Raw genomic sequence first — 24730 nt, 5'->3', positions numbered from 1 at the left:
CCCGTGCGCCGCTCAGGCCGGCATATTGCGCAGCATGATAGTCAGCTGCACCAAATGGTAGTTGCGTCCCTGCTGGACCAGCGGCAAAGTGGCACGCACAATGCGCACGCCATGGTCGCTGGCACCATAGGCGTCGGCATAGGCGGCGCCGAACAAATCGAATTGCGCCGGTCCCGGCTGCGCAGCCGATATCGTTCCCGCTTCACCATGCAGCAGCAAAGCCACCCTCACGCTGGCCACCCTTTTCCAGTGCGTGCGTTGATTCAGGTCACGCTGCTGCGCCGCTGCGTCCACGCCCACCAGCACCAGGGCCGCGTCGCGCGCGGCCAGTTCGCTGGCGTTCACATACTGGTTGGGTACGCCGTCCGGTGGACTATCCGTATCGAGTCCATACAAGACCTGAAAACTGTCGACGCCACGGATGATGGCGTCGGCGCCCCAGCCGCCACCTGCCGAACGGTATTTGCAGCGCAGCTCGGCTTCGCCCGAGTCGTCGCGGGCCACATAAAAAATGCTCCAGCCCCGCTGCGCCTGCGTGTGTGCGGCGCCCACGCCAAAACCGGCGCAATTGAGTACGGAACCGTCACCGCCCGCATCCTTGCCGGCGCCGTCATAACGCAGGGCCAGCACGTCGCTGCCATTCACCGCCACCGTCAAGGGCAGCGATATGCCGTCACTGTTTTTAGCCAGGCTGCGTGCATCGAGCCCGGCGATATTGGCGCTGTCATACGGGGAGTGGATCAAAGCTGCGGCGCTGGCATCCCAGTTCACGTACGCCGTCTGGTGCACGGCGCGGGCGATGGTATCGAGCGCATAACGGCCGTTGTCGCTCAAACGCGCGTTCGCGGCCTGGTCTGCGTAACTGCTGCTGGCGGCCAGCAACATGGCGCTGGCCGCCAGTATCAGCATCGCGCCCAGGCCCAGCGCCACCAGCAGCTCGACCAGGCTGATGCCTCTTTGGTGAAGAGTCTTCATGAACTCCCCCCGCCCAGTTGCATGGCCAGCCTGGGCAAGGCCTCGGCAGTTTGTCCAGTGGCTTGCACGCCCATTTGCCGGCCACGCCAGCCCAGTTTGATGACGATGGGCGCGCCGCTGCCGCCGCTGCAGGTCCAGTGCAAGCCATGGACCGCCGTATCCCAGGCTTGCAGGTCGCGGCAGATCAAGAGCCGTCCACCGGGCAGCGCCGAGCTTAATTGCTGCTTCCATTCGGCGATATCGAATTGCGCCAGTTGCGTGCGGGTACAAGCTGCCGCGCCGAAACAGGCGGACTGGCCACCATCACCGGCGCCAGCGCCAGCGCCAGCGTCGAGCAAGGCATCGTAATCGAGATCAAGATAGGGATTGTCGGCGTCGGCCAGCCCGCTGTTGGCGCGCATGCGCTCAGCCATGCCAGCCGCCAGTTGCGCCGCCGTCGACAGCAAGGCCGATTCGTGGCGCGCACGCAAGGACGCCAGGTGCAAGACACTGCCGCCCAGAATGCCGAGTGCCAGCAGCAATAGCGCCACCAGCACTTCGACCAGGCTACTGCCATGACTGCCGCCACCCATGGTCCACTCCTCCTGACAGAGAAAGAAGGGCCGCAAATACGCCCGGCCCAGCTAAACGATAGGCGCGCGATGGAACTCAGGCATGAGGCAGCGCAAACAGCGTGTCGATCAGCCAGAAAAGAAGGGAGATACCGAGGTTTGAATTGACCAGTCCGCTTGTCATGCGGACTAAAAACATGCGTTGAAAATACTTAGGGTTTGCGTGGATGCCCTACTTCGGCAATCGCATCCTGGAATTCAGCCAGGTCTTCAAAATTCTTGTACACGGAAGCGAAACGGATGTAGGCAATCTTGTCGAGCAGCTTGAGTTCCTGCATCACCAGTTCACCGATGTAACCGGAATCGACTTCACGCAAGCCGCTGGTGAGCAGCTTTTCCTGGATGGAGGCGATGGCCGTATCCACAGAGGCGGCCGCGACGGGGCGCTTGCGCAAGGCCAGCATCAGACTGCCGCGCAGCTTATCCGCAGCGAACTCCGTCCGGCTGCCATTCTTTTTGACGACGGCCGGCATGATAAGTTCAATCCGTTCGTAAGTCGTGAAACGCTTGTCGCATTTGCCGCAGCGGCGGCGGCGCCGTATGGCATCGCCCTCCTCCGATACGCGCGTATCGAGGACCTGGGTGTCGCCGTGCTGGCAAAATGGACATTTCATGGGGCAGATACAACTTTATAGTAGTTTTATATACAGGACGCCTCAAAAACAGCGGGCGCCAGGAATCACTCCGGGCGCCCGCAGGCAGAACAGGAATGTGTCATGCAGAATCTTACTCTGTATGACACATTCTGGACAAACAATTATGCTGCGTACACAGGGTGCGCATCGGCCAGCACTTTGACGGCCGCTTTGACGCGCTCGATGGTAGCGGCGTCATGCGGATTGTCCAGCACGTCGGCGACCAGGTTACCCACTTGCTCGGCTTGCGCTTCCTTGAAACCGCGCGTGGTCATCGCCGGGCTGCCCAGGCGGATGCCCGAGGTGACGAATGGTTTTTGCGGGTCGTTCGGGATGCCGTTCTTGTTGCAGGTGATGTGTGCGGAACCGAGGATGGCTTCGGCTTCCTTGCCCGTCAGGTTCTTGGCGCGCAGGTCGACCAGCATGACGTGCGATTCGGTGCCGCCCGAAACGATGCGCAGGCCGCGCTTGATCAGCGTTTTTGCCAGCACGTCGGCGTTCTTGACGACTTGTTTCTGGTATTCGACGAATTCCGGGCTCAGCGCTTCCTTGAAGGCAACGGCTTTGCCGGCGATCACGTGCATCAGCGGGCCGCCCTGGATACCCGGGAAGATGGCCGAGTTGATGGCTTTTTCGTGCTCGGCCTTCATCAGGATGATGCCGCCGCGTGGGCCGCGCAGCGATTTGTGCGTGGTCGAGGTCACGAAGTCGGCGAACGGCACCGGATTAGGGTACAGGCCAGCGGCGATCAGGCCGGCGTAGTGGGCCATGTCGACCATGAAGTAGGCGCCGACTTCCTTGGCGATTTTCGAGAAACGCTCGAAGTCGATCTTTTTCGAGAAGGCCGATGCGCCAGCAATAATCAGCTTGGGCTTGCGTTCGCGCGCCAGGCGCTCCATGGCTTCGTAGTCGATGTCTTCTTCGGCCGTCAAGCCGTAGGACACCACGTCGAACCATTTGCCCGACATATTGAGTGGCATGCCGTGGGTCAAATGACCGCCTTCGGCCAGCGACATACCCATGATCAGGTCGCCCGGTTTCAGCATGGCGAAGAACACGCCCTGGTTCGCTTGCGAACCCGAGTTCGGCTGCACGTTGGCCGCTTCGGCGCCAAACAGTTGCTTGACACGGTCGATCGCCAGTTGCTCGGCAACATCGACGAATTCGCAACCGCCGTAGTAGCGCTTGCCTGGGTAGCCTTCGGCATACTTGTTGGTCAGTTGCGAGCCTTGTGCTTCCATGACGGCTGGCGACGTATAGTTTTCCGACGCGATCAACTCGATGTGATCGTGCTGGCGCACGTTTTCTTTCTGGATAACGGCGAACAATTCAGGATCGACGTTGGCGAGGGTGTGATCTTTTGCAAACATGTAAAAACTCCAAGTATGAGGGTGCTTGTACTGGCAGATTGGATCGAATGAGGGGAGCTGGTGTTGAGTGAAAAACAACATCGAGCAGGCAGCCTCTTCGTGCATTTCCATAGTGGCTGCCCAGGCGAACGGCTGATGAGATCTCACGTTTCCCGGTGGATGCCCACCTTTCGCCGGAAACCGACCGCCATAGTATGGAGAGGATTTCGACTTTTCGCCAGTCACGTGAGACGTAATGGAAGCCAAATTGTAAGTTAAGTGCTCAAATTGAGCAAGGAATGCAACGGTACGGCTATAATCGCCGCGCGCCCGGAAAGGCAGGCAGAAATACAGGAAACTCCGGCGTCAAGGGGTCGCATCTTAAGCTGGACTTAAACTTGAAAATGGCTTGTAAGCGTATGTTACGAGACTTGTCATCGCAGTCTGTGTCATTTCACAATGCTGCGGTGCAACTTGTGGCCGCTTTAAGCATGGTATTTCGGCAAGCGCCTTTCCTTACAACAAGAAAAATCGCGTAAAATGTTGCTCAATCTCATTAATATGGCGTAATAAACATGCCTTCAGTCTTTACCTGGAATGTACGTGTCTACTACGAAGACACCGACGCCGGCGGCATTGTCTATCACGCCAACTACTTGAAATTCTTTGAGCGCGCGCGCACGGAATGGTTGCGCGCGACCGGTGTCGACCATCAGGCATTGAAGCAGCAGCACGACGCAGCGCTGGTCGTCAAAAGCATCAGCACTGACTATCATGCGCCAGCGAAGCTCGATGACACGTTAAAATTAACATTAAGCATAGAAAAATTGGGGCGCGCTTCCATCGTTTTCCTGCAACAAGCCTGGTGCGGCGGCACGCTGCTCAATACAGCCCGTGTCAAGATCGGCTGTGTCGACGCGGCATTGCGCCCGCGCGCCTTGCCTGACGACTTGGCCGCCCGCATGCGCGACGCCTGAACCACCCACCACCTCCGGACAATTCACCAACAGACTGACAGCCAATGAACGTTTCACAAGATCTTTCTTTCCTCGCGCTCATCACCAATGCCCACCTGATCGTGCAACTGATCATGGCCCTGCTGTTGCTGATCTCCCTGACCAGCTGGACCTATATTTTCCGCAAGGTGTTTGCGGTGCGCCAGGCGCGCCGCCAGACCATCGAATTTGAACGCAGCTTCTGGGCCGGCGGCAACCTGCATGCACTGCACCAGAGCGCCAGCGGCAACCGCGACAAGAGCGGCGCGCTGGCCCGCATCTTCGACGCCGGCATGGGCGAATTCATCAAGGGCAAGGCTTCGTATAGCCCACGCGAAACGCTGGACGTCGGCGCCGTGCTCGACGGCGCCCGCCGCGCCATGCGCGCTGCTTTCCAGCGTGAAATGGATGCACTGGAATCGCACCTGGCCTTCCTCGCGTCGGTCGGTTCCGTCTCGCCCTACATCGGCCTGCTCGGCACCGTGTGGGGCATCATGAACGCCTTCCGCGGCCTGGCCAACGTACAGCAAGCCACTTTGGCCGCCGTCGCGCCCGGCATTGCCGAAGCGCTGATCGCCACCGCCATCGGCCTGTTCGCCGCGATTCCAGCGGTGGTGGCCTACAACCGTTTTTCGCACGATATCGACCGCCTGGCGATCCGCTTCGAGAGCTTCGTCGAGGAATTCTCCAACATCTTGCAGCGCCAGTCGCGCTAAGAGGAGGCACTGCTGATGGGTTCTTCCTTCAATAGCGGCGGCATGCGCGGCGGCCGTGGCCGCAAGTTCAAGTCGGAAATCAACGTCGTGCCGTATATCGACGTGATGCTGGTGCTGCTGATTATTTTCATGGTCATGCCGTCGTCCAACAATCCCAGCGTGGTCAATCTGCCCAACGCGGAAAAAACCGCGAAACCGCCCGATGACTATATCCAGATCGTCTTGAAGCCTAATGGCTCGCTGTCGATCGGCGTGATCGGCAAGGAACAACTGGCGCCGGAAACGGAACCGAACCGTGACGCCCTGCTGCGCAATCTGCGCGGCTTGCATGAAGCCAATCCGGACTATCCGGTGCTGATCGCAGGCGACAAGGAAAGCAAGTACGACGACGTGATCCAGCTCATTTCGGAAGCCAAGAAGATCGGCATCAACCGGGTAGGCCTGGCGACCAAATAAGTGAATCAGTGGCTCAATAAGTAAGCGCACACGTGTACATAACCAGACTTCACCGTTTTTAGATAGACTTGACCTTGCAGAACAAACAAATCGACCATGTACACGGCGTGCCCTACAGCGTGCCGCGCGAACGCAGCCGCTGGCCCTCGCTGGGCCTGGCGCTGGCGATGCATCTTGGCCTGCTGTTTTTCCTGTGGATAGGCGTACAGTGGCAAAGTACGGAGCCGGTCGCGGTGGAAGCGGAAGTGTGGGATTTGAAGGTACAGACGGCTGCGCCGCCACCTGAAGTGGCGACCGAGCCGGAACCACAGCCGGCGCCGCCACCAACACCGGCGGTGGCAGAACCTGCACCGCCACCACCACCGCCGCCACCGGTAGCGGCTCCTGAGCCCAAAGTCGATCTGCGCGAGGCAGAGATTGCGCTCGAACGCAAAAAGGCCAAGCTGAAAGAAGAAAAAGCGGCGGAAGACGCGCGCAAAAAACAGGAACAGCAGGATCGCGAAGAGACCAAGCGCGAGCAGGACAAGCAGAAACAGAAAGAAAAAGAGAAGGCTGACAAGCTGGAAAAGGAAAAAGCCGACAAGCTTGAAAAAGCCAAGCAGGCCAAGGACAAAGAACTGGCGCAAGAAAAGGCGGAAGCCCAGGCCCAGAAAGACCAGGAACAGAAGGAACAGGCCGAGAAAAAAGCCGCGGCTGAAAAAGCCGCCAAGGCGAAAAAAGCGGCAGAGCAAAAGGCTGCCGACAAGGCACGCGCCGACGAAATGAGCCGCATCACGGGCGCAGTCGGCACAGGCACCACCGGCACCGCAGCGAAAGCGACGGCGCCACGCATGGATAGCGGCTATGTCGCAGCCATTACGACCAAGATCAAGAGCAATATCGCGTATAGCGGCAGCACTGACGTTCCAGGCGCGCCGCGCGCCGTGTACAAGATCGAGCAATTGCCAACTGGGGAAATTATTTCAGTCCGGAAGATCAAAAGCAGCGGCCTGCCCGCGTATGACAACGCGGTAGAAAACGCCATTAAGAAATCGTCGCCACTGCCGAAGAAAAAAGACGGCACCGTGGAACGCGAGATTGAAGCAGTATTTGATATGAAGGATTTGCCTAAATGATGATCATGAAAAAAATGAGCTACGTCGTGCTCTGCGCGGGACTGATGCTGGGAGCCACCGGCGCCCAGGCCCAGTTGCGCGTCGAGATTACTGGCGTGGGCAGCAACCAGATTCCGGTGGCGATCGCCAACTTTGACCAGGAATCGGTAGCGCCGCAACCGCTGTCGTCCATCATCAAGGCCGACCTGGCCCGCAGCGGCGCGTTCAAGCTGATCGATGCCGATACAGCCGTCGCGGAAACCGCCAACATCAATTTCGACCAATGGAAAGGCCGTGGCGCCGATGCGCTGGCCGCCGGCAGCGTGCAGCAACTGGCCGATGGCCGCCTGGACGTGCGCTACAAATTGTTCGATACCATCAAGGGCGTACAACTGTCGAGCATGAACAACGCCGCCGCACCGCAGTTCAACCGCTTGCTGGCGCACAAGATTGCCGATGATATCTATGAAAAGCTGACCGGCGTCAAAGGTGCGTTCTCCACCCGTATCGCCTACGTCACGCAAACGGGCCGCGAATACCGCCTGGAAGTGGCCGACGCCGATGGCGAAGGCATACAGGTTGCCTTGCGCTCGAACGAACCGATCATTTCGCCAGCCTGGTCGCCGGACGGCACCAAGGTGGCCTATGTGTCGTTTGAAAAGAAAAAGCCTATCGTCTACGTGCAGAACCTGGTGACGCGCCAGCGCACCATCGTCTCGAATGAAAAAGGCAGCAATTCAGCGCCAAACTGGAGCCCTGACGGTTCCCGCTTGGCGGTCGCCCTGTCGCGCGACGGCCACACGCAAATCTACGTCGTCAATGCCGACGGCAGCGGTCTGCGCCGCCTCAGCAACAGTAGCGGCATTGACACCGAACCACAATTCTCGGCCGATGGACAAAGCATTTACTTCACCAGCGACCGTAGCGGCGGACCACAAATTTACCGCATGCCGGCCAGCGGCGGCGAAGCCAAGCGCGTGACGTTTGGCGGCCCCTACAACACCAGCCCGCGGATTTCATCCGATGGCAAGACACTCGCTTATATTTCCCGTCGCGACGGCAACTTCCAGCTCTACGCGCTCGACCTGGCCAGCGGCCAGGACTTGCGCCTGTCGGACACCGCCAACGACGAATCACCGAGCTTTTCGCCCAACGGGAAATATATCATGTACGCGACCGAATCCGGACGACGCAAGTCGCTGGCAGTGGTATCGGTGGATGGCCGCGTCAAACAGCGTTTGACTACGCAAGCTGGCAATATCAAGGAGCCCACCTGGGGTCCTTTTATGAAGTAAAGCAGTATAGTTTCACCTTTAACCATGACCCGGAGAATAAAAATGAGTAATATCAAAAGCTTGGCCTTCATCGCCGCTACCGCCGCCCTGTTGTCGGCTTGCAGCACCCCAGTGAAACTGGCAGAAACCCCAGTCGTTGAGCGCGCACCAGAAGTGGTTGCTCCTCCTCCAGTTGACAACCGTCAAGTTCAGCCAGTAACGACCGCATCGGTCGATCCACTGGACGATCCAAAAGGCGTGCTGGCTAACCGCAGCGTCTACTTCGACTTCGACAAATACGTCGTGCGCGAAGCTGACACCGCAGTGGTGCAAAACCACGCTGGCTACCTGGTGAAAACCCCTAGCCGCAAGATCCTGATCCAAGGCAACACCGATGATCGCGGCGGCGCTGAGTACAACCTGGCCCTGGGCCAAAAGCGTGCTGAAGCAGTGCGTAAATCCCTGTCGGCTCTGGGCGTACCAGACGGCCAAATGGAAGCCGTATCGCTGGGCAAAGAAAAGCCTAAAGCACAAGGCAGCAACGAAGCAGCATGGGCTGAAAACCGCCGCGCTGACATCGTTTATTGATATCTTGGGCTAAGCGCGATTTTCGCGCTTACCTAAGCAGCCAGTCATAGGCATAATAATGGGGCGGTGCGCGGCAAATAGTCGTCACCGCCCCGTTTGCATGTTTGCGTAACTTTTGAAAGCCCGACCCATGATGACATTCTCGAAAGCCAGCCTCGCCGCCGCCCTGATGGCCGCATTCGCCTACCTGCCCCTGCACGCCAATGCAGCCCTGTTCGACGACGACGAAGCCCGCAAGGCCATCCTGGAGTTGCGCGCCAAGGTAGACGCACTGGCGCAGGACGTCAACAACCGCATCGACACCAAGGCCGACAAGACCAGCACCTTGAGCCTGATCAACCAGCACGACCAGACCATGCAAGAGATCGCCCGCCTGCGCGGCCAGATCGAAGTACTGGGCAATGACCTGGCCAACACGCAAAAACGCCAGAAAGATTTCTACACCGACCTCGACGCGCGCCTGCGCAAGCTCGAACCGCGCCAGGTCACCATCGACGGCCAGGAAGCGGCCGTAGGCGTATCCGAACAAGGTTCCTACGACGCCGCCCTGGGCCTGTTCAAATCGGGCGACTACAAAGGCGCGGCCACCTCGCTGGATGCCTTCGTGAAACGCTATCCGGAATCGGCCTATGCGGCCAACGCCCAATACTGGCTGGGCAACGCCTATTACGCCCAGCGCGACTGCAAGAGCGCCATCACGGCCCAGCAAGCCGTCGTGAAGAACTACCCGGACAGCCCGAAAGCGGCCGACGCCATGCTGAACATCGCCAGCTGCTACACGGAACTGAAAGACAAGCCAAACGCCACCAAGACGCTGAACGCGCTGATCTCCCGTTATCCCGACTCGAGCGCGGCGCAGACAGCCAAGGAACGCGGCGGCAAAAAGTAAACGCCGGACCAAACCTGCTGCGCGTCGGCATAGGCGGCCTCGATGCTCACTGTGCTGAAGCACAGTTCCGCGTCTCGGCCACCTCTTCCTTCCGCTCGCGACGGTTTTGTCCAGCGTTGTGAAGTAGACAGCCTACTGTAGGGAAAAAGTTGCCCGTCCTGTTTGACAGAATCACGGGCACCCCCTATAATCTTTCTTCTTCGGGTCGTTAGCTCAGCTGGTAGAGCAGCGGACTTTTAATCCGTTGGTCGCAGGTTCGAATCCCGCACGGCCTACCACGAATACGCAGTAATGATCTGCTTGCCAGTTGTTATAGCAAGCATTTTTTTAGTGCACAGTGTTACCGAAGTTGTTGTAAAGTTTTTGGGTCGTTAGCTCAGCTGGTAGAGCAGCGGACTTTTAATCCGTTGGTCGCAGGTTCGAATCCCGCACGGCCTACCAAATACTTAAGAAAGCCCACGAATTTAGGTTCGTGGGCTTTTTTTTGGTTTTTTCTCACCCGGTGCCAAGCCTTACACCACTTAAGATAAGGTAGCCTCTCGGAGAAACTTCTGCCTTTTATAAAACTAGGAAGTGCTATTTAGTAAAAGCAACTGTAGAATTGCATTAATTAATATATACATTGGAATTAACTATGCCACCTACTGCTTGGTTACACGATTCACGTACCGATTGCTGGTCTGTCCTAACTACTATTACAATAAAAAATTATCTTAAACTTATAGAAGCCGCACATGCCAGTCAAGGTAGTATCAACGGTCAGCGAGACGTTCTTCAAACTACAACGGCAAAGCGAATACGGGAGCGAATGGTGCGAGATATCACTCAAGGGGCTGTGTTGCCACCTGTTGTTATCGGAGCCGTCGTAAGCAAACAGAAGTTCAAGACTTATCCAATGGAAGAAGTCACAGCTCCGAATGGTTTTCTAACCAAAAATTCTCTTGCCAATTTATCCATTATTGATGGTATGCAACGGACTGCGTCGTATATCGAGGCGAGCAAGCTGGCGCCAGAAATATTAGAATGGGAAATTCGAGTCGAGTTTTGGCTGGCAAGATCAGTACGTGCCTTAGTATATCGCATGTTAGTGCTAAACACTGGGCAAGTTCCATGGACACTAAGCCGACAATTATCGGTTGTTTATAAACCGTTACTAGAAGAGATCAAGGAAAGCGTTCCTCAAATTGATCGCATTTTCACGCCAGACGAGCCAGGAAAACGGATAGGTTCTGCACAATTTTCTTCGGATGCCTTAGTCGAATTATATATTGCTTTTTCACTACGAAAAACAACCGTTGATACAAAAGAAGCGCTTTCAGAGGAGTTCTCACGACTCGACTTCGTAGAAAATCTTTCCGACCAAGCATTCCAAGAGCAATTCTACGAAGCACTTAAAATGATGACCAATCTGGACATCGCTTTCGAGAAATATTCTACGGGGCCAGCTCGTTATCAAAAGGGACGTCATGTATTTGATGGGCAGCCTGCGCGAATTGGTTTTATTGTAGCAATAGCACTCCATGCTCTAGGACGTCCAGGACTAGACAAAAATCCGGTCGACCGAGATAAGATAATTAAAGAACTCGCTAAATATTGCGCCGCATTAGTTTCCAAAATATCAAAGTATTCCGTCACAAAAATGGGGGATTTTTTAAAACTGGATATTTTAGCAGAGGTACTTGCTCGACGTTCTACACAAGTAGGTCGATTTGAACGGAACGTATTTTTTGAAGCTTTTAAGGTTCTCATTGACGAGAAATTCGATTTGCCAAACTTGGAGCCTTGCTGGAGAGCTGCCTAATGTCTCGAAATATGACGGCGACAAATACTGAAATTTTTCACTTTTTGGACAATTATTGTATTGGGAGAAGCAACCCAATACGAAATGCCAATACCCCTCGATGGATTGCAGGCCCCACCGCAAACGAAAAAGCATTTTTAGCAGATGCAAAAATTGTTTTCACCTTAAACTTCACATTAACGCGACGCGCAGCCATTTTTGAGCATTTAGGGAGAGCCTACTTCTGCCTTGTCGGATTTGACGAAGCCGAAATATTTGGACAGTTAACTGAAGTGGAAGTAACCGGAGGAATTTTTACAACTATCATTGGAGAACTTCTTCCAAAACCTATCAAGTCTACAGATGAAATTCGAAATATAGTTGAAGCTCAAGATCGTTCTAATAGTGGCCACATCTACAAAGGCCATTCGCTTGATCTAATGAAAAATTTATTTCCAAGCGTATCAGTTTTCACAATGGGCGAAGTATCTGAAACTGAAGCTTACCGAATATTTTTTCGATTTTGCGCAATGGAATGTGAAAATGGTGACTTTTGGATAAAAAAAATCCTTTCCTCATCGCTAACTAATTTATGCGATTTGGACTCTCTACATATACCTTATCAGACATTATGCCGCTCTGTTTTTGATGCCGACCCTGCCGGCCTATTTTTAGCTCTTTATAGGTGCATTGAGGCTCTATATTCATACAAGAGTGCAGGAAAGATTGCAACCGAATTCAACCTAACAAAGGATTGGAATGAAATATCCATTATCCTGGAGGCAACTCTAGGCTGGCGAGCAACCGAGGCAAGCAGTTTAAACTCATTACTTACTTTATGTGATGAAACAGTGTTCCCGGATCTATTCACAGCGCTAGGTATAACCATTGACCAAACAATACTTAACATCAAAGATCTAGCCGGCAAGCAAATATATAAATTACGCAATGCGTTAGTTCATTTCCGCCCGATTCATCATCGGAAAGAATATGAAAAAATTGACTGGAACTTAATCTGCGTCGTTATGACAGAAATAGTCAGGTGCATTTATGAAAAAATTTTCTCAATAACTATAGAGGAGCCAGGGTCAGCTCTGCCATTCAGACACGCCCCCAGCCTTCGCTTGCCCGAACCAAGCCATTAAGCCCGCCGCGCCCGCAACCACTCTTTCAGCGCATCATTCATGCGCGTTTGCCAGCCTTCACCGGTGGCCCTGAAGGCGTCCAGCACCTCGATGTCGAAACGTATGGTCGTGCTGACCTTGCCTCCACTGCCAGCAGGCCGGCCACGGCGGCGGGTCATTTCTTGCTGCGCTTCGGGACGGGAGATCGGTTTGTCGCCGACTTGCCAAACGCCTTGCTCAAAGAAATCGTCCGTCAGTTCAGGCGCATCGTCCGGGTCAAGCCAGACTTTGGCTGTATTTTGCGATTTCACGTTCATTTGCTTTCCTCATGCTGATAATTCTGCGTGCCAGTCCACGTTGCGTCCAGACCAGGACGACAAGGCGCTCGTCAAGCCAGCCCACGGTAATGAAGCGCTGCTCACCATACACCATAGTCCTGGCGCTGGTCTGGCAGCGTGATCGTGAGCCCTTCAAACACCTCTGTCGCGCGCGCAAAGTCCAAGCCGCGCTCGATGAGCGTCTTTTCACGCTTGACAGCATCAAAGGTGATCCTCATCATTTATTGTAGTAACAAATAATAAGAACAGCCAGTCCTCCTTCAAGCCGGGACAAAACTCAGCAATACTCCGCCAAGCCCGCCAGCCGTTTTGCCTCATCAATAAAATGCGCCACTACCGGCATCATGTTGTCTTCACGCACCACCAGGGTCAAGGGCGCGTGCAGGCCAGCGGCGCTGTCGGCGATGCGGCAATAGCGGACGGCGTGGGCATGGAAGCCCACCATGGAGGCGGGCGCCACGGAGATGCCGACGCCGGCGGCGACCAGGCTGATGTTGGTCAGCATGTTGTCGACCTCGGCGGCGATGCGCGGCGTGTAGCCGGCTGCCAGGCAGGCGTCGATCAGGGCGGCATACATGCCGGGCGCGCCGGGTTTGCGCACCAGGATGAATTTTTCATCGCGCAAGGCTGACAGCCTGATCCCAGGCATCTGCTCCTGTCCGGCTGCCGGCGCCAGCAGGACATGCCAGGCGGGCAGCACCAGCAGCATGGTTTCGTCGAGCAGGCGGTGGAACACCAGTCCGGGCGGGCGCTCGACCGGCATGCGCAAGAATGCCAGGTCGATGCGGCCATTGGCGACGGCGGTGGTCAGGGTTGCGGCATTGCCTTCGCTAAAGCGGATGTCTACCTGGGGGCGCTGCTCGCGATGGGTGTGCAATAGTTGCGGAATCAGCGGGTGCGCCACGGCGGAACTGGTAAAACCGACCGACACCAGGCCTTCCATGCCCGAGGCCGTCAGCGCTGCGCGCAGCCCTGCCCGTTTCACCTTGTCGAGGATGGCGCGTGCTTCCTGCAGATAAACCTTGCCGGCCGGACTCAGGTCCACCCCTTTCGGATGGCGCAGGAACAGCGCGAATCCCAGCTCTTCTTCAAGCGCGCGGATTTGCTGGCTCAGCGGCGGCTGCTGCATGTGCAGGCGCAGTGCGGCGCGGGTGAAGTTCCCCTCCTCGGCCACCGTGACGAAATAACGCAAATGCCGAAGTTCCATGGGCTGGCTATATATAGGAAGTATGGTGAGGGCGACTTTATTGTATTTTACAGCCGGGCGAGACCGCCCTATGATCCGGGCATATGACCGATTGTGACTATTTGTTGCAAAACCCGGTCACCATCTCATCATAGGCAGAGGCTAGTATGCGTAGAATGACTGTTTTATTGTCCATGTTGGCGCTGACTATCGGTCAGCAAGCAATCGCGCGGCCACACCACTCCACCGCCAGCACGACGGCGGAAAATTGCTACGACAGCGCCGACGCCGGCGAAATCCGCCTGTGGGATGGCCGCGCGCCCGGCGCCGCCGGCGATGACGCCTGCCAGGACATTCCCTATCTGCGGGTATTCCCGGCTGCTAATGGTGATACGGCCGCGCCAGCCATGCTGCTGCTGGCCGGCGGCGGATACGACCACCTGAAGAACCAGAAGGAACAAACGCCGGTGGCCGAGTATTTTTCGCGGCGCCTGAATATCACCACCTTCGTGTTGTATTACCGCCTGGTGCGCCCTGACGGCACGTATCGCTATCCGGTGCCGATGTGGGATGGCCAGCGCGCGCTCAAGCTGATGCGCCATCGCGCCCGCGAACTGCACATCGACCCGAAACGCATCGGTGTGTTCGGCTTTTCCGCAGGCGGCCATCTGGCCACCACCCTGGCCTTGCATCCGGACGATGATTTCGGCTTGCCTGTGCACGACGCGGTCGATGCCAGTTCCGCCAAGGTCGATACCCTCGGTCTCGGTTATCCCGTCATATCCATGGACCCGGCCGTGTATGGCAGCTCGAATACGCGCAGCAATCTGCTGAAGGATTATCACGGCGCACAGCTGCGCCAGCTGGAAACACGTTTGTCAGGCCAGGACCATGTCGGCCCGCACACGCCGCCGGTGTTCCTCTTCGTCAGCATGGATGACCAGCGCATCGATCCGCACAACAGCGTGATCTTCGGCGATGCGCTGAAAGCGGCCGGCATCCCTGCCGATATCCATCTGTTCCCGCACGGCGCCCATGGCGTCGGTCTGGCGACTGATATGCCCGAAGAGCAAGCCTGGCCCGAACTGTTCCGGCTATGGCTGACCCGCCAGCACTTCATCAACTGATTTTAATCAGAAAGAAATCTTCTCATGCACCGATTTTCCCGTTTGTTTGTGGCGTTCGCTTGCGCGGCCACCCTGAGCGCCTGCGGCGGCGGCAGCAGCAATACGGCATTGCCGCAACAGTCCCATTTGGCACAATCCTCATCCGTGGTTGGCATCAGTGGCACGGTAACTTTGGCAGGCGCCAATACACCACTGGCCGGCGTGACCTTGACCCTTGCCAACGGCGTTTCCACGGTATCGGGCGCCGACGGCAGTTATGCCTTTAGCGGCCTGGCCGCTGGCAGCTATGCCGTCACGCCCAGCATGCAAGGCATCAGCGCGTTTTCGCCAGCCAGCCTGAATATCAAGCTGGGCAGTGCAACGCTAGCCGGGCAAAGTTTTGCCGCCACCTCGACAGCACCCGTTGCGCTGGGCGCCTACCATGCCGACCCGGCCGGCGTGACCGTGGCCGGCATTTCTTCCGGTGGCGCGATGGCGGTGCAACTGCAGATCGCCAATTCGGCCAGTTTCCATGGCGCGGCAATCTTTGCCGGCGATCCTTATTATTGCAACCAGGATGCGCTGTCCAGCTGGAAAGCCGCCTGCGCCAACGGCGGCATCCCGCTGGCCTCACTGACCGCCTATACCGACAGCATGGCCAACAGCGGCTTGATCGATCCGACCAGCAATATCGGCGGCAAACCGATTTATATGTTCAGCGGCACCAGGGATACGGTGGTGTCCCAGCAAGTGATGGACCAGCTGCAAACCTATTACCAAAACTACAGCAGCGCCAGCAATATCGTCTACAACAATACGACGCCCGCGCAGCACTCCTGGATTACGCCGGACGCCGCCAGCGACTGTGGCCACCTGGGGGCGCCATTCATGAACAATTGTGGCGTGAATGCCGAGCAAACCTTTTTGACCATGTTCTATGGCAATCTGCATGCGCCGACAACGATGCCACAAGGCAGTTATGCCCAGATCAATCAGAACGCTTTTTGTTCAGGCAATAATTGCGCCGCCATCAGCATGGATAGCACGGCGTGGCTGTATGTACCCGGCAATTGCGCCACGCAATCGTGCAAGGTGGTGGTCGCCTTGCATGGCTGCAAGCAAGGGCAAACGTATATCGGCAACACCTTCGTGCAGCAGGCTGGCATCAACGAATGGGCCGACACCAACAATATTCTGGTGCTGTATCCGCAAGCGATCGCCTCCCCAGCACAGCCGCGCAACCCTGAGGGATGCTGGGACTGGTGGGGTTATACGGGCGCGAACTATGCCTTGAAGTCAGCGCCGCAGATGACGGCCATCATGGCGATGGTGCATCAGATCACTGCCGCGCCATAAGGCCAGTTTCTACACAAACACCGGCCGCATCATGAAATGCTCCACGGCAAGGTGAACCGCGCGGCCCAGCGGCACTTCCACCCAGCGGTGGAAGGCCGCGCCGCAAACCAGGCTGGCGCCCCAGGCGGTCAGCATGCCCAGCGCCTGCCATGACGGCTCCAGCGGCGCAAGATGGATAAAGGCGGCGTTGACCAGCAGGCAGACGGGGAAGTGGATCAGGAAGACTGAATACGATATCTGGCCCAGGCGATTGACCACCGACCAGCCCTGTCCCTGCGCCGGGGTGCGCGAGCGGCCGAACAGGAACAGGGCGCAGGCGACGACCAGTGCCAGCGCGATGCGGCTGCGGAAATTGATGGCCAGCGCCAGCACAGTCGGCACGGCGAGCATGATCAGCAAGGCCGTCGTGGCGCCCGCCTTGCGACGCACGTCGCTGGCCCACCAGGCCAGCATGCCCAAGCCATAGCTGCCAAAGAAATAAGGCGCCCAGTTGTCCCAGCTGGCGTCCAGGTTGAAGTGCAACAGCGAAACAGTTATGCCCAGGGTCACCACCAGCGGCATCAGCCAGGGCGCGCTGCGCTTGCCTGCCACATGGCCACCCAGCCATAGCAGCAATGCCGTCAGTGCATACAGCTGGAAATCGATGGCTACATACCAGGCGCCGGCCGACAGCGATTCATAGCCGAGCACGCCATGCAGCAAGAGCGCGTGGGCGCCCAGCTGGTCCAGGGTGGCCGGGGCGGAAATCGAATCGTGCGTCATCCAGTTGGCTGCCAGGATGGACGCGGCGGCGGCCAGCAAGGTGGCCGCCATGAATGGCGGCGCCAGCTTGGCGTAGCGCCGGCCGATGGCGCGCAGCGGTGACGTCAATCCCGGCAAGCCGGCCGGTGACAGGGATTTGGCGACCAGGAAACCGCTGATGACGAGAAAGACTTGCACGGCGATGCGGGCGCTGCCGCCCAGCCAGTCGAGCAAGGCGGGCAGCATGCGCCGCACGTGATCGGACATGGGGCCGTAGAAGGCCAGATGATGCAGTACGATCAGCTGCGCCGCGCCTGCCTTCAAGACATTAATCCAGCCAAACTGCGCGCGGACTGCCTCGTCCGCCACTCCCCTTGCCACTACCTTCATGCCCAACCTTTGCTACACAGCTATATTTCAACAACACAATCCCGAGCAAGCGACTTGCTGATGATTTTGCCGACCGGCCGATATGATAGCCGAGGTTAAAGGATGGGGTCGCCGCGCAGCCTAGTTGCTGGCGGCAGCAGCCGCAAATACCGATACCGGATGCTGCGCCAGGATGGCGTCGAGCAAGCCGGGAAAGCGCGCGTCGATGTCGAGCCGGCGCAGCGAATTCATGTGAATGGTGCCGCTATTTTCCGTAAACACCAGGCCAGATTCGCGCAACACCTTGAAGTGGTGCGAGACGGTGGACTTGGGCCGGCCGCCGTCAAGCTCGCCACAAGTGGCCGCTGCCACGCCGGCCAGGCGCCGCACGATGTCGAGACGGATGGAATCGCTCAAGGCGTAGAGCACACGTTCAAGGACGAAATCGCTGGCGGGAGGGTGTTTATGGGGGCGCATGTGCAGAATCATACACCATCAGCTATACTCCATCCATTGTTCGAATACATTCGAACAATGGAAATTTATCCTACTCCTCCCTTTCACGAACCAAGGCCACCATGTCCGCCCTCTTCCAGCCCTTCACACTCAAAGATATTACCCTGCGCAACCGTATCGCCGTGCCACCCATGTGCCAGTACATGGCCGCCGATGGCAAGGCCAACGACTGGCATCTGTCGCACTACGCCACCCTGGCGCGCGGCGGCGCAGGCCTGGTGATCGTCGAAGCGACGGCCGTGTCGCCTGAAGGCCGTATCACGCCGGGCTGTACCGGTATCTGGAATGATGATCTGGCGCAAGCGTTTGGCCCTGTCGTCAAGGCCATCAAGGCAGCCGGTTCGGTGCCTGGCATCCAGATCGGCCATGCTGGCCGCAAAGCCAGCTCCAACCGCCCATGGGAAGGCGACGACCATATTGCCGAAGGCGATGCGCGTGGCTGGAACACCATCGCGCCATCGGCCATCGCCTTTGGCGCCGGCCTGCCGAAAACGCCGCGCGCCATGAGCCTGGACGATATCGCCCGCGTGCGCCAGGACTTCGTCGACGCCGCCCTGCGCGCGCGTGAAATCGGCTTCGAATGGCTGGAACTGCATTTTGCCCACGGCTACCTGGGACAAAGTTTCTTTTCCGCCCACTCGAACCAGCGCGACGATATCTATGGCGGCAGCGTGGAAAACCGCGCCCGCTTCCTGCTGGAAACATTAAAAGCCGTGCGTGAGGTATGGCCGGAAAGCCTGCCGCTGACCGTGCGTTTCGGCGTGATCGAATACGATGGCCGCGATGAAGCCACTTTGCTGGAATCGATAGGCCTGGTGCGCGGCTTCAAGGCGGCCGGCCTGGATATGCTCAGCGTCAGCGTGGGCTTTTCGATACCTGGCGCGGCCATTCCCTGGGGCACGCCTTTCCTGGCGCCCATCGCTGAACGCATCCGCCGCGAAGCAGGCATACCCGTCTCATCGGCCTGGGGTTTCGGCACGCCGGCCATCGCCGAACAGGCAGTCAAGGATGGCCAGCTCGATCTGGTAATGGTGGGCCGCTCGCACCTGGCCAACCCGCACTGGCCATACGCCGCCGCCAAGGAATTGGGTGTCGAGCGCCCTTCGTGGACCTTGCCGGCGCAATACGCGCACTGGCTGGAACGCTACTGATAGCACAAGAAAGAGCCTGCCGGGCTCTTCCTCTCATGCATCAGCCCGGCAAGGCTTGCAAGGTCCACACGCTATGTGGGTCGCCATGCAAGCCACGGCGCAACACCGCGCGCGCCATGGACCAGTAGATCCAGGCAAACAGCAGCGCCATCAGGTCGACCACCACGATGACCGTCTCGCCGCGCCAGGCCGACAGCAAGGGATTGACGCCGCCCGCATACCACTGGGCAAACGGCAACAATAGCGACAATACCGCGCACAGCATCAGCAACTCATGCGCGGCGCGCGCCGGCGGGCGGATAAAGGCCCAGATAACAGCGGCAAAAAAGACCGCATAATACGTGCGCTCTTCCCACGCCACCAGGCCGTCCGGGCCGGCTGGCGCCAGTTTATTGACCAGGAACAAGGCCGCGATACCGGCCACGCAGCCCAGGCAGATGCCCAAGGTGCCTTGCGCCATCCAGCGCGTGTTGCGCGGCTGTTCGCGCAAGCGGTGCTTGCGGCGCGATTCTATCCACAACAAATTGCCGCTGTAGAACAAAAAGGCGCCCGCCATGCCCAGCACAAAATACATCCACAGCACGGCAGCATGGCCAAAATCGCCGTAATGCAAACTCGTCAAGCCGCGCAAGAACATGGTGCCAGGACTGAAACCACTAGGCGCCAGCACCCTCTCGACCTTGCCATCACTGGTGCCCAGCACCACGGCCGCGTTGCCGGTCAAGGTGCGCTGGGCCACATCGCCATACACTTCGACCACGCCATGCGCATCGCCGGCATGCTTGTAGCGCAGATAGGTCATCTGCATGCCTGGCACCTGGCGCACGGCGACATCGAGCAAGTCTTGCACCGGCAATAGCGGCGCTTGCACGCCAGCGGCCGCGACAGGCTTGCTGATAAAGATGTCGGGCTGCACCAGCTTGAGCAGCTTGCCATCGAACACCAGGAACTGGAACGGCGCCATCAGCAAAAGCCCCAAAGTCAGGATCGCGCTGCTCCAGGCAAACATGATGTGGAAGGGCAAGGACAAAATACCGACGGCATTGTGCGCATCTTGCCATAGCCGCTTGAGGTTCTTGCCTATGCGCAGCGCAAACAAATCCTTGAAGAACGATGGCGCATAAATCACCACGCCGCTGACCAGCGCCAGCCCGTACAGCACGCACACCAGGCCCAGCAGATAGGTACCCAGCTGGGTCGGCAGCCCGGCCGTGTAATGCAGGCGCACCAGGAAGTGCGACAGCTCCGATTCGGGCTTGACGTCGATCAGGCGGCCATCGGGCGCCAGCTTGAAATTGTGCTCGATGACACTGCCATCGGGCTTGCGCTCATCCCAGTCCAGCAACAGCCGGGGTTCGTACTCGCTGGGCAGCTTGACGGAAAAACCGTCCCGGGCTTGCGGGTGCGCAGCCAGCACCGCGTCGATCAGCGGCTGGGCCTGGGCCAGCGATTGCGGTGTTTCTTTCTTGGCGCTATGGCTTTCCCAGACATGCAATTGCTTGTTGAATACCGTGATGGCGCCCGCATAAAAGGCGATAAACAGGGCGAAGCCGGCGATCAGGCCGACCCAGGTGTGGACGGCGACAAAACTGCGCAAGGTCGATGATTTCATGCCGCCACCGTCACCAGGCCACTCGCCTTCAAGCCATACAGCACGGCGTAAGCCAGCAGACAGGCGCTGCCCAGCCACAGCCAGGCGCGCGCGCCGCTGCGGAACAAAAAGGCGACGCTCATCACGCCTATCCATACGGGGAAAAACACCAGTAGCCACGGCAAGGTGTGGCGGGCCTGATCGCTGCTCAGCAAGGCGGCAAGGCCGACCAGGGCGACAGCCAGTGGCAGGCCCAGCAAAATGGCTGCAAAAGATTTACCGCGCATGAGACACCTTGCGCCAGGCAGCCAGGTATGGCAACGCGACCAGGGCCAGCATGAAGGCCGACAGGACGATGAAAAAGGCGCACGCCACACCGCACTCTTGCGACGCCAGCCAGACCGAAGCGACGGCGGCCACGGTGGCGCTGGCGCGCAGCAGGCGCCGCCGCAGCTGCAGCTGCGCCTGCGCCTGGGTGGGCGCGGCAGTCCATAGCGATTGATGCGGGGAAGCAAGATACAAACACACGGCGGCCAGCCAGGCGACAGCAATACCAATCAGCATCATGCGCACGCTCCCAGCGCAGGACACTCAGCACCCACATCAGATTTCATAAAAGCCTTTATTTGAACGGCCAGACAACCGGGCGAAGAGCCCGGTCCTGACATATTCGACAGCTTAAATGAGAATCGTTAACATTTGCAAGTTACCGTTAGATTAACTCTGCATCTGCAGGAGCCGCCGCCTTTTTCACATTGGCCGGATGGCCCTCCAATGGCAGTTCCGGCAAGAACAGCAGTACCAGCAAGCCCAGCAGCAAGAGCACGGCGCCGGCGCCAAACACGCTGGCAATCGCGTGGCGATACACTTCCACCGTTTGCGCCTGCGCCGCATGCGCGCCCAGGGTGGACACGGCTTGCACGCCGTGCGCATGCAACTGGTGCGCGAGGATGGCGCCGGAACCCGTCACGCCCAGCAAGCCGCCCAGCGAACGGAAGAAAGCCAGCAAAGCTGTCCCCACGCCGCGCCGCGCCAGCGGCAAGGCATTCTGCACGGCAATCGTCATATTCGGCATCACCAGGCCCAGGCCCGTGCCCAGGAAAAAGATGGCCGGCTCGATCACCCAATAACCCTGCGCCGTTTCCATGGCCCAGGCCAGCACGGCAAACGCCAGCACCGCCACGCTCAGGCCCGCCACCTGCACCATTTTGTATTTGCCCGAGCGCGACAGCACCCGGCCATTGACCATCGACGACACCACCAGGCCTACCATCATGGCCACCGTCATCACGCCCGATTCGGCCGGACTGGTGCCCATCACCAACTGAAAGAACAGCGGAAAGAACACGCTGGCGCCCATCAGGCCCATGAAGGTCATCGCCATCACCAGGCTGGCGATATTGAAAGTGCGGTTCTCGAACAAATCCGGTGGCAGCACCGGCTCATCGACACAGCCCACATGCACGGCCAGCCAGCCGCCCATCACCAGCGCAATCGCGACGCACACCTTGATCGCCATCGCATCCCACGGCCACTCGGTGCCGCCCAGCGCCAGTACCAGCAGCGCCGAAGTGATGGCGCCTACCAATAAAAACGAACCCAGGTAATCGATCTTGTGCGCATGCATGCGTACCGGCTTGCGCATGGCGCGCGCGATGATGAAAAAGGCCACCGCGCCTATCGGCAGGTTCACATAAAAGATCCAGTGCCACGACAGGGCGTCGGTGATCACGCCGCCCAGCACCGGCCCCAGCACGCTGGTGACGGCAAACACGATGGGTACCATGCCCTGGCGCTTGCCCCGCTCGCCGGGCGGCACCATGTCGCCGATGATGATTTGCGCCAGCGGCATGAAGCCGCCCGCACCCAGGCCCTGGATGGCGCGGAAAATAATCAGTTCCGTCATGTTCTGCGCCAGCCCGCACAGGGCCGAACCGAGCAAAAAGGTCAGCAAGGCGGTATAAATCATGGGGCGGCGGCCATATTGATCGGCCAGCTTGCCATACAGCGGCATGGTGGCGGTCGAGGCCAGCACATAGGCCGTGACCACCCACGACAAATGCGCCATGCCGCCCAGGTCGCTGACGATGCGCGGCAAGGCCGTGGCTACGATGCTCTGGTCCAGGGCGCCCAGGCCCATCACGACCATCAAGCCAAAAAAGACGGCGCGCACTTCGCGCGGTGTAACGGGCTCTTCCGAACCCACATGTGCTTGCTTGCTCATGACTGTCCGATCTCAAGCAGGGGTTGCATGGCGGCGGCCAGCGCATCCATCTGTGCCGGCGACAAGCGGGCAATGCGCCGCGCCAGCGCATCGCGGCGCCGCGCACGCAAGGACTCGATCACGCGCAAGCCTTCAGCAGATATTTGCAAGCCAGAACGGCGGCGGTCTTGCGGATCGGGCGCACTGCGCTCGACCAGACCCGCCTCTTCCAACGACTTGACCTGCGCACTGACGGTAGGCCCGCGCACATTCTGCACGCGCGCCAGGGCCGCCACGCCGATGCCGGGCGTTTCATGGATCAGGGCCAGCAGCATGTATTGCATCATCGATACATTGGAAGCCATCTCGCCCCCTTCGCGCTGCATGGAACGCAGCAAGCCCTTGAAGGCCAGCCGCAGCTCATCGGACAGCGCCAGCGCGCGTTCCGGGATGGGTGTATCGGCGGTATTGGATATTCGATTGTCGGACATGGGATCACTTATATAGGTAGGCTACCTACCTATATTAGGCCCAGTCCGGCGCATAAGCAAGGAAAATTTCAGCCACAATTCCGCCCAGCCCTTCCCAAAACGCCCGCCAACCTGCATAATGCGCCCCCTTGGGTCGTTAGCTCAGCTGGTAGAGCAGCGGACTTTTAATCCGTTGGTCGCAGGTTCGAATCCCGCACGGCCTACCAAGAATTTGCAGTAAAAAAAAAGCCCACGAATTTCGCTTCGTGGGCTTTTTGCTTTCAGGACTGAGCTTCAGTCCGTGCCTATCAGCAACTCAGATTAGGACCGGTGGGTACGCCCAGGTTCTGGGTGAAGGTCGTGTAGTAATTCACGCGGGTCTGCATCTGGGCCGGCCCCTGATACGCAGTGCCGCCTACGCATTCGCGATTGCCGTTAATGGCATTGATGGTCTGGCCGAAACCGTATCCGCCGACCATCGAATCATGCGCCGACCTCCCGGCGCGGCCAGGCTGCGTCATCCAGTACCAGATCGCACTTCTCCACGCGATGGTGGCGTTGGTGGCCAACAATTCCGGATTGTTCACCAGTTGCTCGCCCAGCCCCATGGCGTTGCCCAGACTACGGTAGTTTGAGGTCCAGCTGATCTGGATCGGGCCACGACCGAAATACTGGTCGCCCACGTTATTGCTCTTGCAGGGGACTTGTACCCAGTTCACATCGCAGTACAAGGGCCAGTTGGCGGTGTTGTATTCCCTGACTGCCTTTAAGTTGTCCGACTCGTGCTGCAGGTTGGCGAAGAAGGCCGCCACTTCCTGCTTGTCCAGGGTAGCGTTGCCCGACTTGCCAAAGCTTGGATAGTAAGCTGCTGCAGCGACGAAGTCAGCGTATTGGTAGAACGAACTGCGGCTCGGGAACCATGCTTCGAACTGCGCTTTTGACAGGCCGGCAAAACTACCACTCGGGTCGGGAGTAGGCGTCGGCGTCGGCGTAGTGCCGCCACCGCAGACAGAATCGGTGATCCACGGCTGGCCACTGTTAACGGGACCACTATTCGTCGATGGATTGTTGCCTTGCGTCCAATACGCGGCCCTGTAATTAACGCCGTTGTAGCTCACCGTCGCGCCGCCACTGTAGGCGGTGGCAGGCGACCAGGCGGCATAACATACTGCTGTCGTAGCGAGCAATGCAGTTGTGCTCGCTGGCGAGGACGTGTC

Annotated in this window: 28 protein-coding genes, 3 tRNA genes and 1 riboswitch; of the genes, 15 read left to right on the top strand and 16 right to left on the bottom strand. The window is 58.3% G+C overall.

Annotation, left to right across the window (positions count from 1 at the left end; all coding sequences use genetic code 11):
* Window positions 1–12 precede the first annotated feature (12 nt).
* From HDE72_RS17655 to glyA, 4 genes are all read right to left on the bottom strand, one after another.
* Window positions 13–975 carry a PilW family protein gene (locus tag HDE72_RS17655; protein ID WP_183743294.1) on the bottom strand — a complete coding sequence of 321 codons (963 nt, stop codon included), beginning with the start codon at window positions 973–975 and terminating at the stop codon, window positions 13–15.
* Entirely contained in the window at window positions 972–1547 is a 576-nt protein-coding gene (gene pilV, locus HDE72_RS17650; RefSeq protein ID WP_183743292.1) for a type IV pilus modification protein PilV, read from the bottom strand. Before pilV ends, HDE72_RS17655 begins: the two co-directional genes overlap by 4 nt.
* 191 nt (window positions 1548–1738) lie before the next feature.
* A complete protein-coding gene (gene nrdR, locus HDE72_RS17645; protein ID WP_183743290.1) occupies window positions 1739–2200 on the bottom strand; it encodes a transcriptional regulator NrdR in 462 nt (153 codons plus the stop codon).
* A 143-nt stretch (window positions 2201–2343) separates the two neighbouring features.
* Complete coding sequence (gene glyA / locus HDE72_RS17640) at window positions 2344–3591, bottom strand: serine hydroxymethyltransferase (protein WP_183743288.1); 1248 nt, start codon at window positions 3589–3591, stop codon at window positions 2344–2346.
* Between the two features lie 111 nt (window positions 3592–3702).
* Window positions 3703–3826: riboswitch (ZMP/ZTP riboswitch) on the bottom strand.
* A 319-nt stretch (window positions 3827–4145) separates the two neighbouring features.
* Here glyA and ybgC point away from each other — a divergent pair.
* From ybgC to HDE72_RS17585, 11 genes are all read left to right on the top strand, one after another.
* Window positions 4146–4547: a tol-pal system-associated acyl-CoA thioesterase gene (gene ybgC, locus HDE72_RS17635; RefSeq protein WP_183743286.1), complete on the top strand. Its 402-nt coding sequence runs from the start codon at window positions 4146–4148 to the stop codon at window positions 4545–4547.
* A gap of 44 nt (window positions 4548–4591) precedes the next feature.
* Entirely contained in the window at window positions 4592–5281 is a 690-nt protein-coding gene (gene tolQ / locus HDE72_RS17630; protein ID WP_183743284.1) for a protein TolQ, read from the top strand.
* Between the two features lie 15 nt (window positions 5282–5296).
* Entirely contained in the window at window positions 5297–5737 is a 441-nt protein-coding gene (locus HDE72_RS17625) for an ExbD/TolR family protein (RefSeq protein ID WP_260176773.1), read from the top strand.
* Between the two features lie 74 nt (window positions 5738–5811).
* Window positions 5812–6852 carry a cell envelope integrity protein TolA gene (gene tolA, locus HDE72_RS17620; protein ID WP_221291308.1) on the top strand — a complete coding sequence of 347 codons (1041 nt, stop codon included), beginning with the start codon at window positions 5812–5814 and terminating at the stop codon, window positions 6850–6852.
* Entirely contained in the window at window positions 6849–8126 is a 1278-nt protein-coding gene (tolB, locus tag HDE72_RS17615) for a Tol-Pal system beta propeller repeat protein TolB (protein WP_183743282.1), read from the top strand. Before tolA ends, tolB begins: the two co-directional genes overlap by 4 nt.
* A 42-nt stretch (window positions 8127–8168) precedes the next feature.
* Window positions 8169–8693 carry a peptidoglycan-associated lipoprotein Pal gene (gene pal / locus HDE72_RS17610; RefSeq protein WP_183743280.1) on the top strand — a complete coding sequence of 175 codons (525 nt, stop codon included), beginning with the start codon at window positions 8169–8171 and terminating at the stop codon, window positions 8691–8693.
* 130 nt (window positions 8694–8823) lie between these two features.
* Entirely contained in the window at window positions 8824–9582 is a 759-nt protein-coding gene (ybgF, locus tag HDE72_RS17605) for a tol-pal system protein YbgF (protein ID WP_183743277.1), read from the top strand.
* A gap of 202 nt (window positions 9583–9784) precedes the next feature.
* A tRNA-Lys gene (locus HDE72_RS17600) sits at window positions 9785–9860 on the top strand.
* 87 nt (window positions 9861–9947) lie between these two features.
* A tRNA-Lys gene (locus tag HDE72_RS17595) sits at window positions 9948–10023 on the top strand.
* A gap of 193 nt (window positions 10024–10216) precedes the next feature.
* Window positions 10217–11383: a regulator of G-protein signaling domain-containing protein gene (locus tag HDE72_RS27595; RefSeq protein ID WP_221291307.1), complete on the top strand. Its 1167-nt coding sequence runs from the start codon at window positions 10217–10219 to the stop codon at window positions 11381–11383.
* Window positions 11383–12507, top strand: coding sequence for a hypothetical protein (locus tag HDE72_RS17585; protein ID WP_183759320.1), 1125 nt, complete (start codon window positions 11383–11385; stop codon window positions 12505–12507). The genes HDE72_RS27595 and HDE72_RS17585 overlap by 1 nt, the downstream gene beginning before the upstream one ends.
* On the opposite strand, the gene HDE72_RS17580 is transcribed toward HDE72_RS17585, so the two are convergent.
* From HDE72_RS17580 to HDE72_RS17570, 4 genes are read right to left on the bottom strand one after another with little or no spacing between them, the layout of a single operon-like run.
* Window positions 12504–12803, bottom strand: a complete 300-nt coding sequence (locus HDE72_RS17580) for a BrnA antitoxin family protein (RefSeq protein WP_183743273.1) — start codon at window positions 12801–12803, stop codon at window positions 12504–12506. The two genes, HDE72_RS17585 and HDE72_RS17580, sit on opposite strands and share 4 nt — an antisense overlap.
* Window positions 12763–12918 (bottom strand): BrnT family toxin, encoded by a 156-nt coding sequence (locus HDE72_RS28005; protein WP_311735248.1) that lies wholly within the window; start codon window positions 12916–12918, stop codon window positions 12763–12765. Before HDE72_RS28005 ends, HDE72_RS17580 begins: the two co-directional genes overlap by 41 nt.
* On the bottom strand, window positions 12905–13045 hold the full coding sequence (locus HDE72_RS28000) for a BrnT family toxin (RefSeq protein ID WP_311735253.1): 141 nt from the start codon (window positions 13043–13045) through the stop codon (window positions 12905–12907). The genes HDE72_RS28005 and HDE72_RS28000 overlap by 14 nt, the downstream gene beginning before the upstream one ends.
* A 56-nt stretch (window positions 13046–13101) precedes the next feature.
* A complete protein-coding gene (locus HDE72_RS17570; protein WP_183743271.1) occupies window positions 13102–14031 on the bottom strand; it encodes a LysR family transcriptional regulator in 930 nt (309 codons plus the stop codon).
* 146 nt (window positions 14032–14177) lie between these two features.
* Here HDE72_RS17570 and HDE72_RS17565 point away from each other — a divergent pair, with 146 nt between their 5' ends.
* Both HDE72_RS17565 and HDE72_RS17560 read left to right on the top strand, forming a co-directional pair.
* Window positions 14178–15137, top strand: a complete 960-nt coding sequence (locus HDE72_RS17565) for an alpha/beta hydrolase (protein ID WP_183743269.1) — start codon at window positions 14178–14180, stop codon at window positions 15135–15137.
* A gap of 24 nt (window positions 15138–15161) precedes the next feature.
* Window positions 15162–16472: an extracellular catalytic domain type 2 short-chain-length polyhydroxyalkanoate depolymerase gene (locus HDE72_RS17560; RefSeq protein ID WP_183743267.1), complete on the top strand. Its 1311-nt coding sequence runs from the start codon at window positions 15162–15164 to the stop codon at window positions 16470–16472.
* Window positions 16473–16481: 9 nt separating this feature from the next.
* Here the strand turns inward: HDE72_RS17560 and HDE72_RS17555 are convergent, their stop codons facing one another.
* Together HDE72_RS17555 and HDE72_RS17550 are read right to left on the bottom strand one after the other, a co-directional pair.
* On the bottom strand, window positions 16482–17603 hold the full coding sequence (locus HDE72_RS17555; protein WP_183743265.1) for an acyltransferase family protein: 1122 nt from the start codon (window positions 17601–17603) through the stop codon (window positions 16482–16484).
* Window positions 17604–17723: 120 nt separating this feature from the next.
* Window positions 17724–18059: an ArsR/SmtB family transcription factor gene (locus HDE72_RS17550; protein WP_183743263.1), complete on the bottom strand. Its 336-nt coding sequence runs from the start codon at window positions 18057–18059 to the stop codon at window positions 17724–17726.
* A 101-nt stretch (window positions 18060–18160) separates the two neighbouring features.
* On the opposite strand from HDE72_RS17550, the gene HDE72_RS17545 reads away from it, so the two are divergent.
* Entirely contained in the window at window positions 18161–19249 is a 1089-nt protein-coding gene (locus HDE72_RS17545) for an NADH:flavin oxidoreductase/NADH oxidase (protein ID WP_183743261.1), read from the top strand.
* 40 nt (window positions 19250–19289) lie between these two features.
* Here HDE72_RS17545 and HDE72_RS17540 read toward each other — a convergent pair whose 3' ends face one another.
* The 5 genes from HDE72_RS17540 to HDE72_RS17520 all read right to left on the bottom strand — a co-directional run bounded on the left by HDE72_RS17540 (window position 19290) and on the right by HDE72_RS17520 (window position 23534).
* On the bottom strand, window positions 19290–20861 hold the full coding sequence (locus HDE72_RS17540) for a PepSY-associated TM helix domain-containing protein (RefSeq protein ID WP_183743259.1): 1572 nt from the start codon (window positions 20859–20861) through the stop codon (window positions 19290–19292).
* Window positions 20858–21127, bottom strand: a complete 270-nt coding sequence (locus HDE72_RS17535; RefSeq protein WP_183743257.1) for a hypothetical protein — start codon at window positions 21125–21127, stop codon at window positions 20858–20860. The genes HDE72_RS17540 and HDE72_RS17535 overlap by 4 nt, the downstream gene beginning before the upstream one ends.
* Window positions 21117–21407, bottom strand: a complete 291-nt coding sequence (locus tag HDE72_RS17530; protein ID WP_183743255.1) for a hypothetical protein — start codon at window positions 21405–21407, stop codon at window positions 21117–21119. Before HDE72_RS17530 ends, HDE72_RS17535 begins: the two co-directional genes overlap by 11 nt.
* 145 nt (window positions 21408–21552) lie before the next feature.
* Window positions 21553–23064, bottom strand: a complete 1512-nt coding sequence (locus tag HDE72_RS17525) for an MDR family MFS transporter (RefSeq protein ID WP_260176770.1) — start codon at window positions 23062–23064, stop codon at window positions 21553–21555.
* Complete coding sequence (locus tag HDE72_RS17520) at window positions 23061–23534, bottom strand: MarR family winged helix-turn-helix transcriptional regulator (RefSeq protein ID WP_183743253.1); 474 nt, start codon at window positions 23532–23534, stop codon at window positions 23061–23063. The genes HDE72_RS17525 and HDE72_RS17520 overlap by 4 nt, the downstream gene beginning before the upstream one ends.
* A 130-nt stretch (window positions 23535–23664) precedes the next feature.
* Between HDE72_RS17520 and HDE72_RS17515 the strand changes: the two genes are divergently transcribed.
* A tRNA-Lys gene (locus tag HDE72_RS17515) sits at window positions 23665–23740 on the top strand.
* A gap of 81 nt (window positions 23741–23821) precedes the next feature.
* Here HDE72_RS17515 and HDE72_RS27805 read toward each other — a convergent pair.
* Window positions 23822–24700, bottom strand: coding sequence for a glycoside hydrolase family 19 protein (locus tag HDE72_RS27805; protein ID WP_183759321.1), 879 nt, complete (start codon window positions 24698–24700; stop codon window positions 23822–23824).
* Window positions 24701–24730: the final 30 nt, after the last annotated feature.

The sequence above is a fragment of the Janthinobacterium saanense genome (assembly GCF_014200675.1).
Taxonomy (GTDB): domain Bacteria; phylum Pseudomonadota; class Gammaproteobacteria; order Burkholderiales; family Burkholderiaceae_D; genus Janthinobacterium.
This window is presented reverse-complemented; position numbering and strand designations above follow the sequence as displayed.

Excerpts from the sequence above, each read along its gene's own strand:
- HDE72_RS17655 (WP_183743294.1), bottom strand. The coding sequence starts at position 975 with ATGAAGACTCTTCACCAAAGAGGCATCAGCCTGGTCGAGCTGCTGGTG.
- pilV (WP_183743292.1), bottom strand. The coding sequence starts at position 1,547 with ATGGGTGGCGGCAGTCATGGCAGTAGCCTGGTCGAAGTGCTGGTGGCG.
- nrdR (WP_183743290.1), bottom strand. The coding sequence starts at position 2,200 with ATGAAATGTCCATTTTGCCAGCACGGCGACACCCAGGTCCTCGATACG.
- glyA (WP_183743288.1), bottom strand. The coding sequence starts at position 3,591 with ATGTTTGCAAAAGATCACACCCTCGCCAACGTCGATCCTGAATTGTTC.
- ybgC (WP_183743286.1), top strand. The coding sequence starts at position 4,146 with ATGCCTTCAGTCTTTACCTGGAATGTACGTGTCTACTACGAAGACACC.
- tolQ (WP_183743284.1), top strand. The coding sequence starts at position 4,592 with ATGAACGTTTCACAAGATCTTTCTTTCCTCGCGCTCATCACCAATGCC.
- HDE72_RS17625 (WP_260176773.1), top strand. The coding sequence starts at position 5,297 with ATGGGTTCTTCCTTCAATAGCGGCGGCATGCGCGGCGGCCGTGGCCGC.
- tolB (WP_183743282.1), top strand. The coding sequence starts at position 6,849 with ATGATGATCATGAAAAAAATGAGCTACGTCGTGCTCTGCGCGGGACTG.
- pal (WP_183743280.1), top strand. The coding sequence starts at position 8,169 with ATGAGTAATATCAAAAGCTTGGCCTTCATCGCCGCTACCGCCGCCCTG.
- ybgF (WP_183743277.1), top strand. The coding sequence starts at position 8,824 with ATGATGACATTCTCGAAAGCCAGCCTCGCCGCCGCCCTGATGGCCGCA.
- HDE72_RS27595 (WP_221291307.1), top strand. The coding sequence starts at position 10,217 with ATGCCACCTACTGCTTGGTTACACGATTCACGTACCGATTGCTGGTCT.
- HDE72_RS17585 (WP_183759320.1), top strand. The coding sequence starts at position 11,383 with ATGTCTCGAAATATGACGGCGACAAATACTGAAATTTTTCACTTTTTG.
- HDE72_RS17580 (WP_183743273.1), bottom strand. The coding sequence starts at position 12,803 with ATGAACGTGAAATCGCAAAATACAGCCAAAGTCTGGCTTGACCCGGAC.
- HDE72_RS28005 (WP_311735248.1), bottom strand. The coding sequence starts at position 12,918 with ATGGTGTATGGTGAGCAGCGCTTCATTACCGTGGGCTGGCTTGACGAG.
- HDE72_RS28000 (WP_311735253.1), bottom strand. The coding sequence starts at position 13,045 with ATGATGAGGATCACCTTTGATGCTGTCAAGCGTGAAAAGACGCTCATC.
- HDE72_RS17570 (WP_183743271.1), bottom strand. The coding sequence starts at position 14,031 with ATGGAACTTCGGCATTTGCGTTATTTCGTCACGGTGGCCGAGGAGGGG.
- HDE72_RS17565 (WP_183743269.1), top strand. The coding sequence starts at position 14,178 with ATGCGTAGAATGACTGTTTTATTGTCCATGTTGGCGCTGACTATCGGT.
- HDE72_RS17560 (WP_183743267.1), top strand. The coding sequence starts at position 15,162 with ATGCACCGATTTTCCCGTTTGTTTGTGGCGTTCGCTTGCGCGGCCACC.
- HDE72_RS17555 (WP_183743265.1), bottom strand. The coding sequence starts at position 17,603 with ATGAAGGTAGTGGCAAGGGGAGTGGCGGACGAGGCAGTCCGCGCGCAG.
- HDE72_RS17550 (WP_183743263.1), bottom strand. The coding sequence starts at position 18,059 with ATGCGCCCCCATAAACACCCTCCCGCCAGCGATTTCGTCCTTGAACGT.
- HDE72_RS17545 (WP_183743261.1), top strand. The coding sequence starts at position 18,161 with ATGTCCGCCCTCTTCCAGCCCTTCACACTCAAAGATATTACCCTGCGC.
- HDE72_RS17540 (WP_183743259.1), bottom strand. The coding sequence starts at position 20,861 with ATGAAATCATCGACCTTGCGCAGTTTTGTCGCCGTCCACACCTGGGTC.
- HDE72_RS17535 (WP_183743257.1), bottom strand. The coding sequence starts at position 21,127 with ATGCGCGGTAAATCTTTTGCAGCCATTTTGCTGGGCCTGCCACTGGCT.
- HDE72_RS17530 (WP_183743255.1), bottom strand. The coding sequence starts at position 21,407 with ATGATGCTGATTGGTATTGCTGTCGCCTGGCTGGCCGCCGTGTGTTTG.
- HDE72_RS17525 (WP_260176770.1), bottom strand. The coding sequence starts at position 23,064 with ATGAGCAAGCAAGCACATGTGGGTTCGGAAGAGCCCGTTACACCGCGC.
- HDE72_RS17520 (WP_183743253.1), bottom strand. The coding sequence starts at position 23,534 with ATGTCCGACAATCGAATATCCAATACCGCCGATACACCCATCCCGGAA.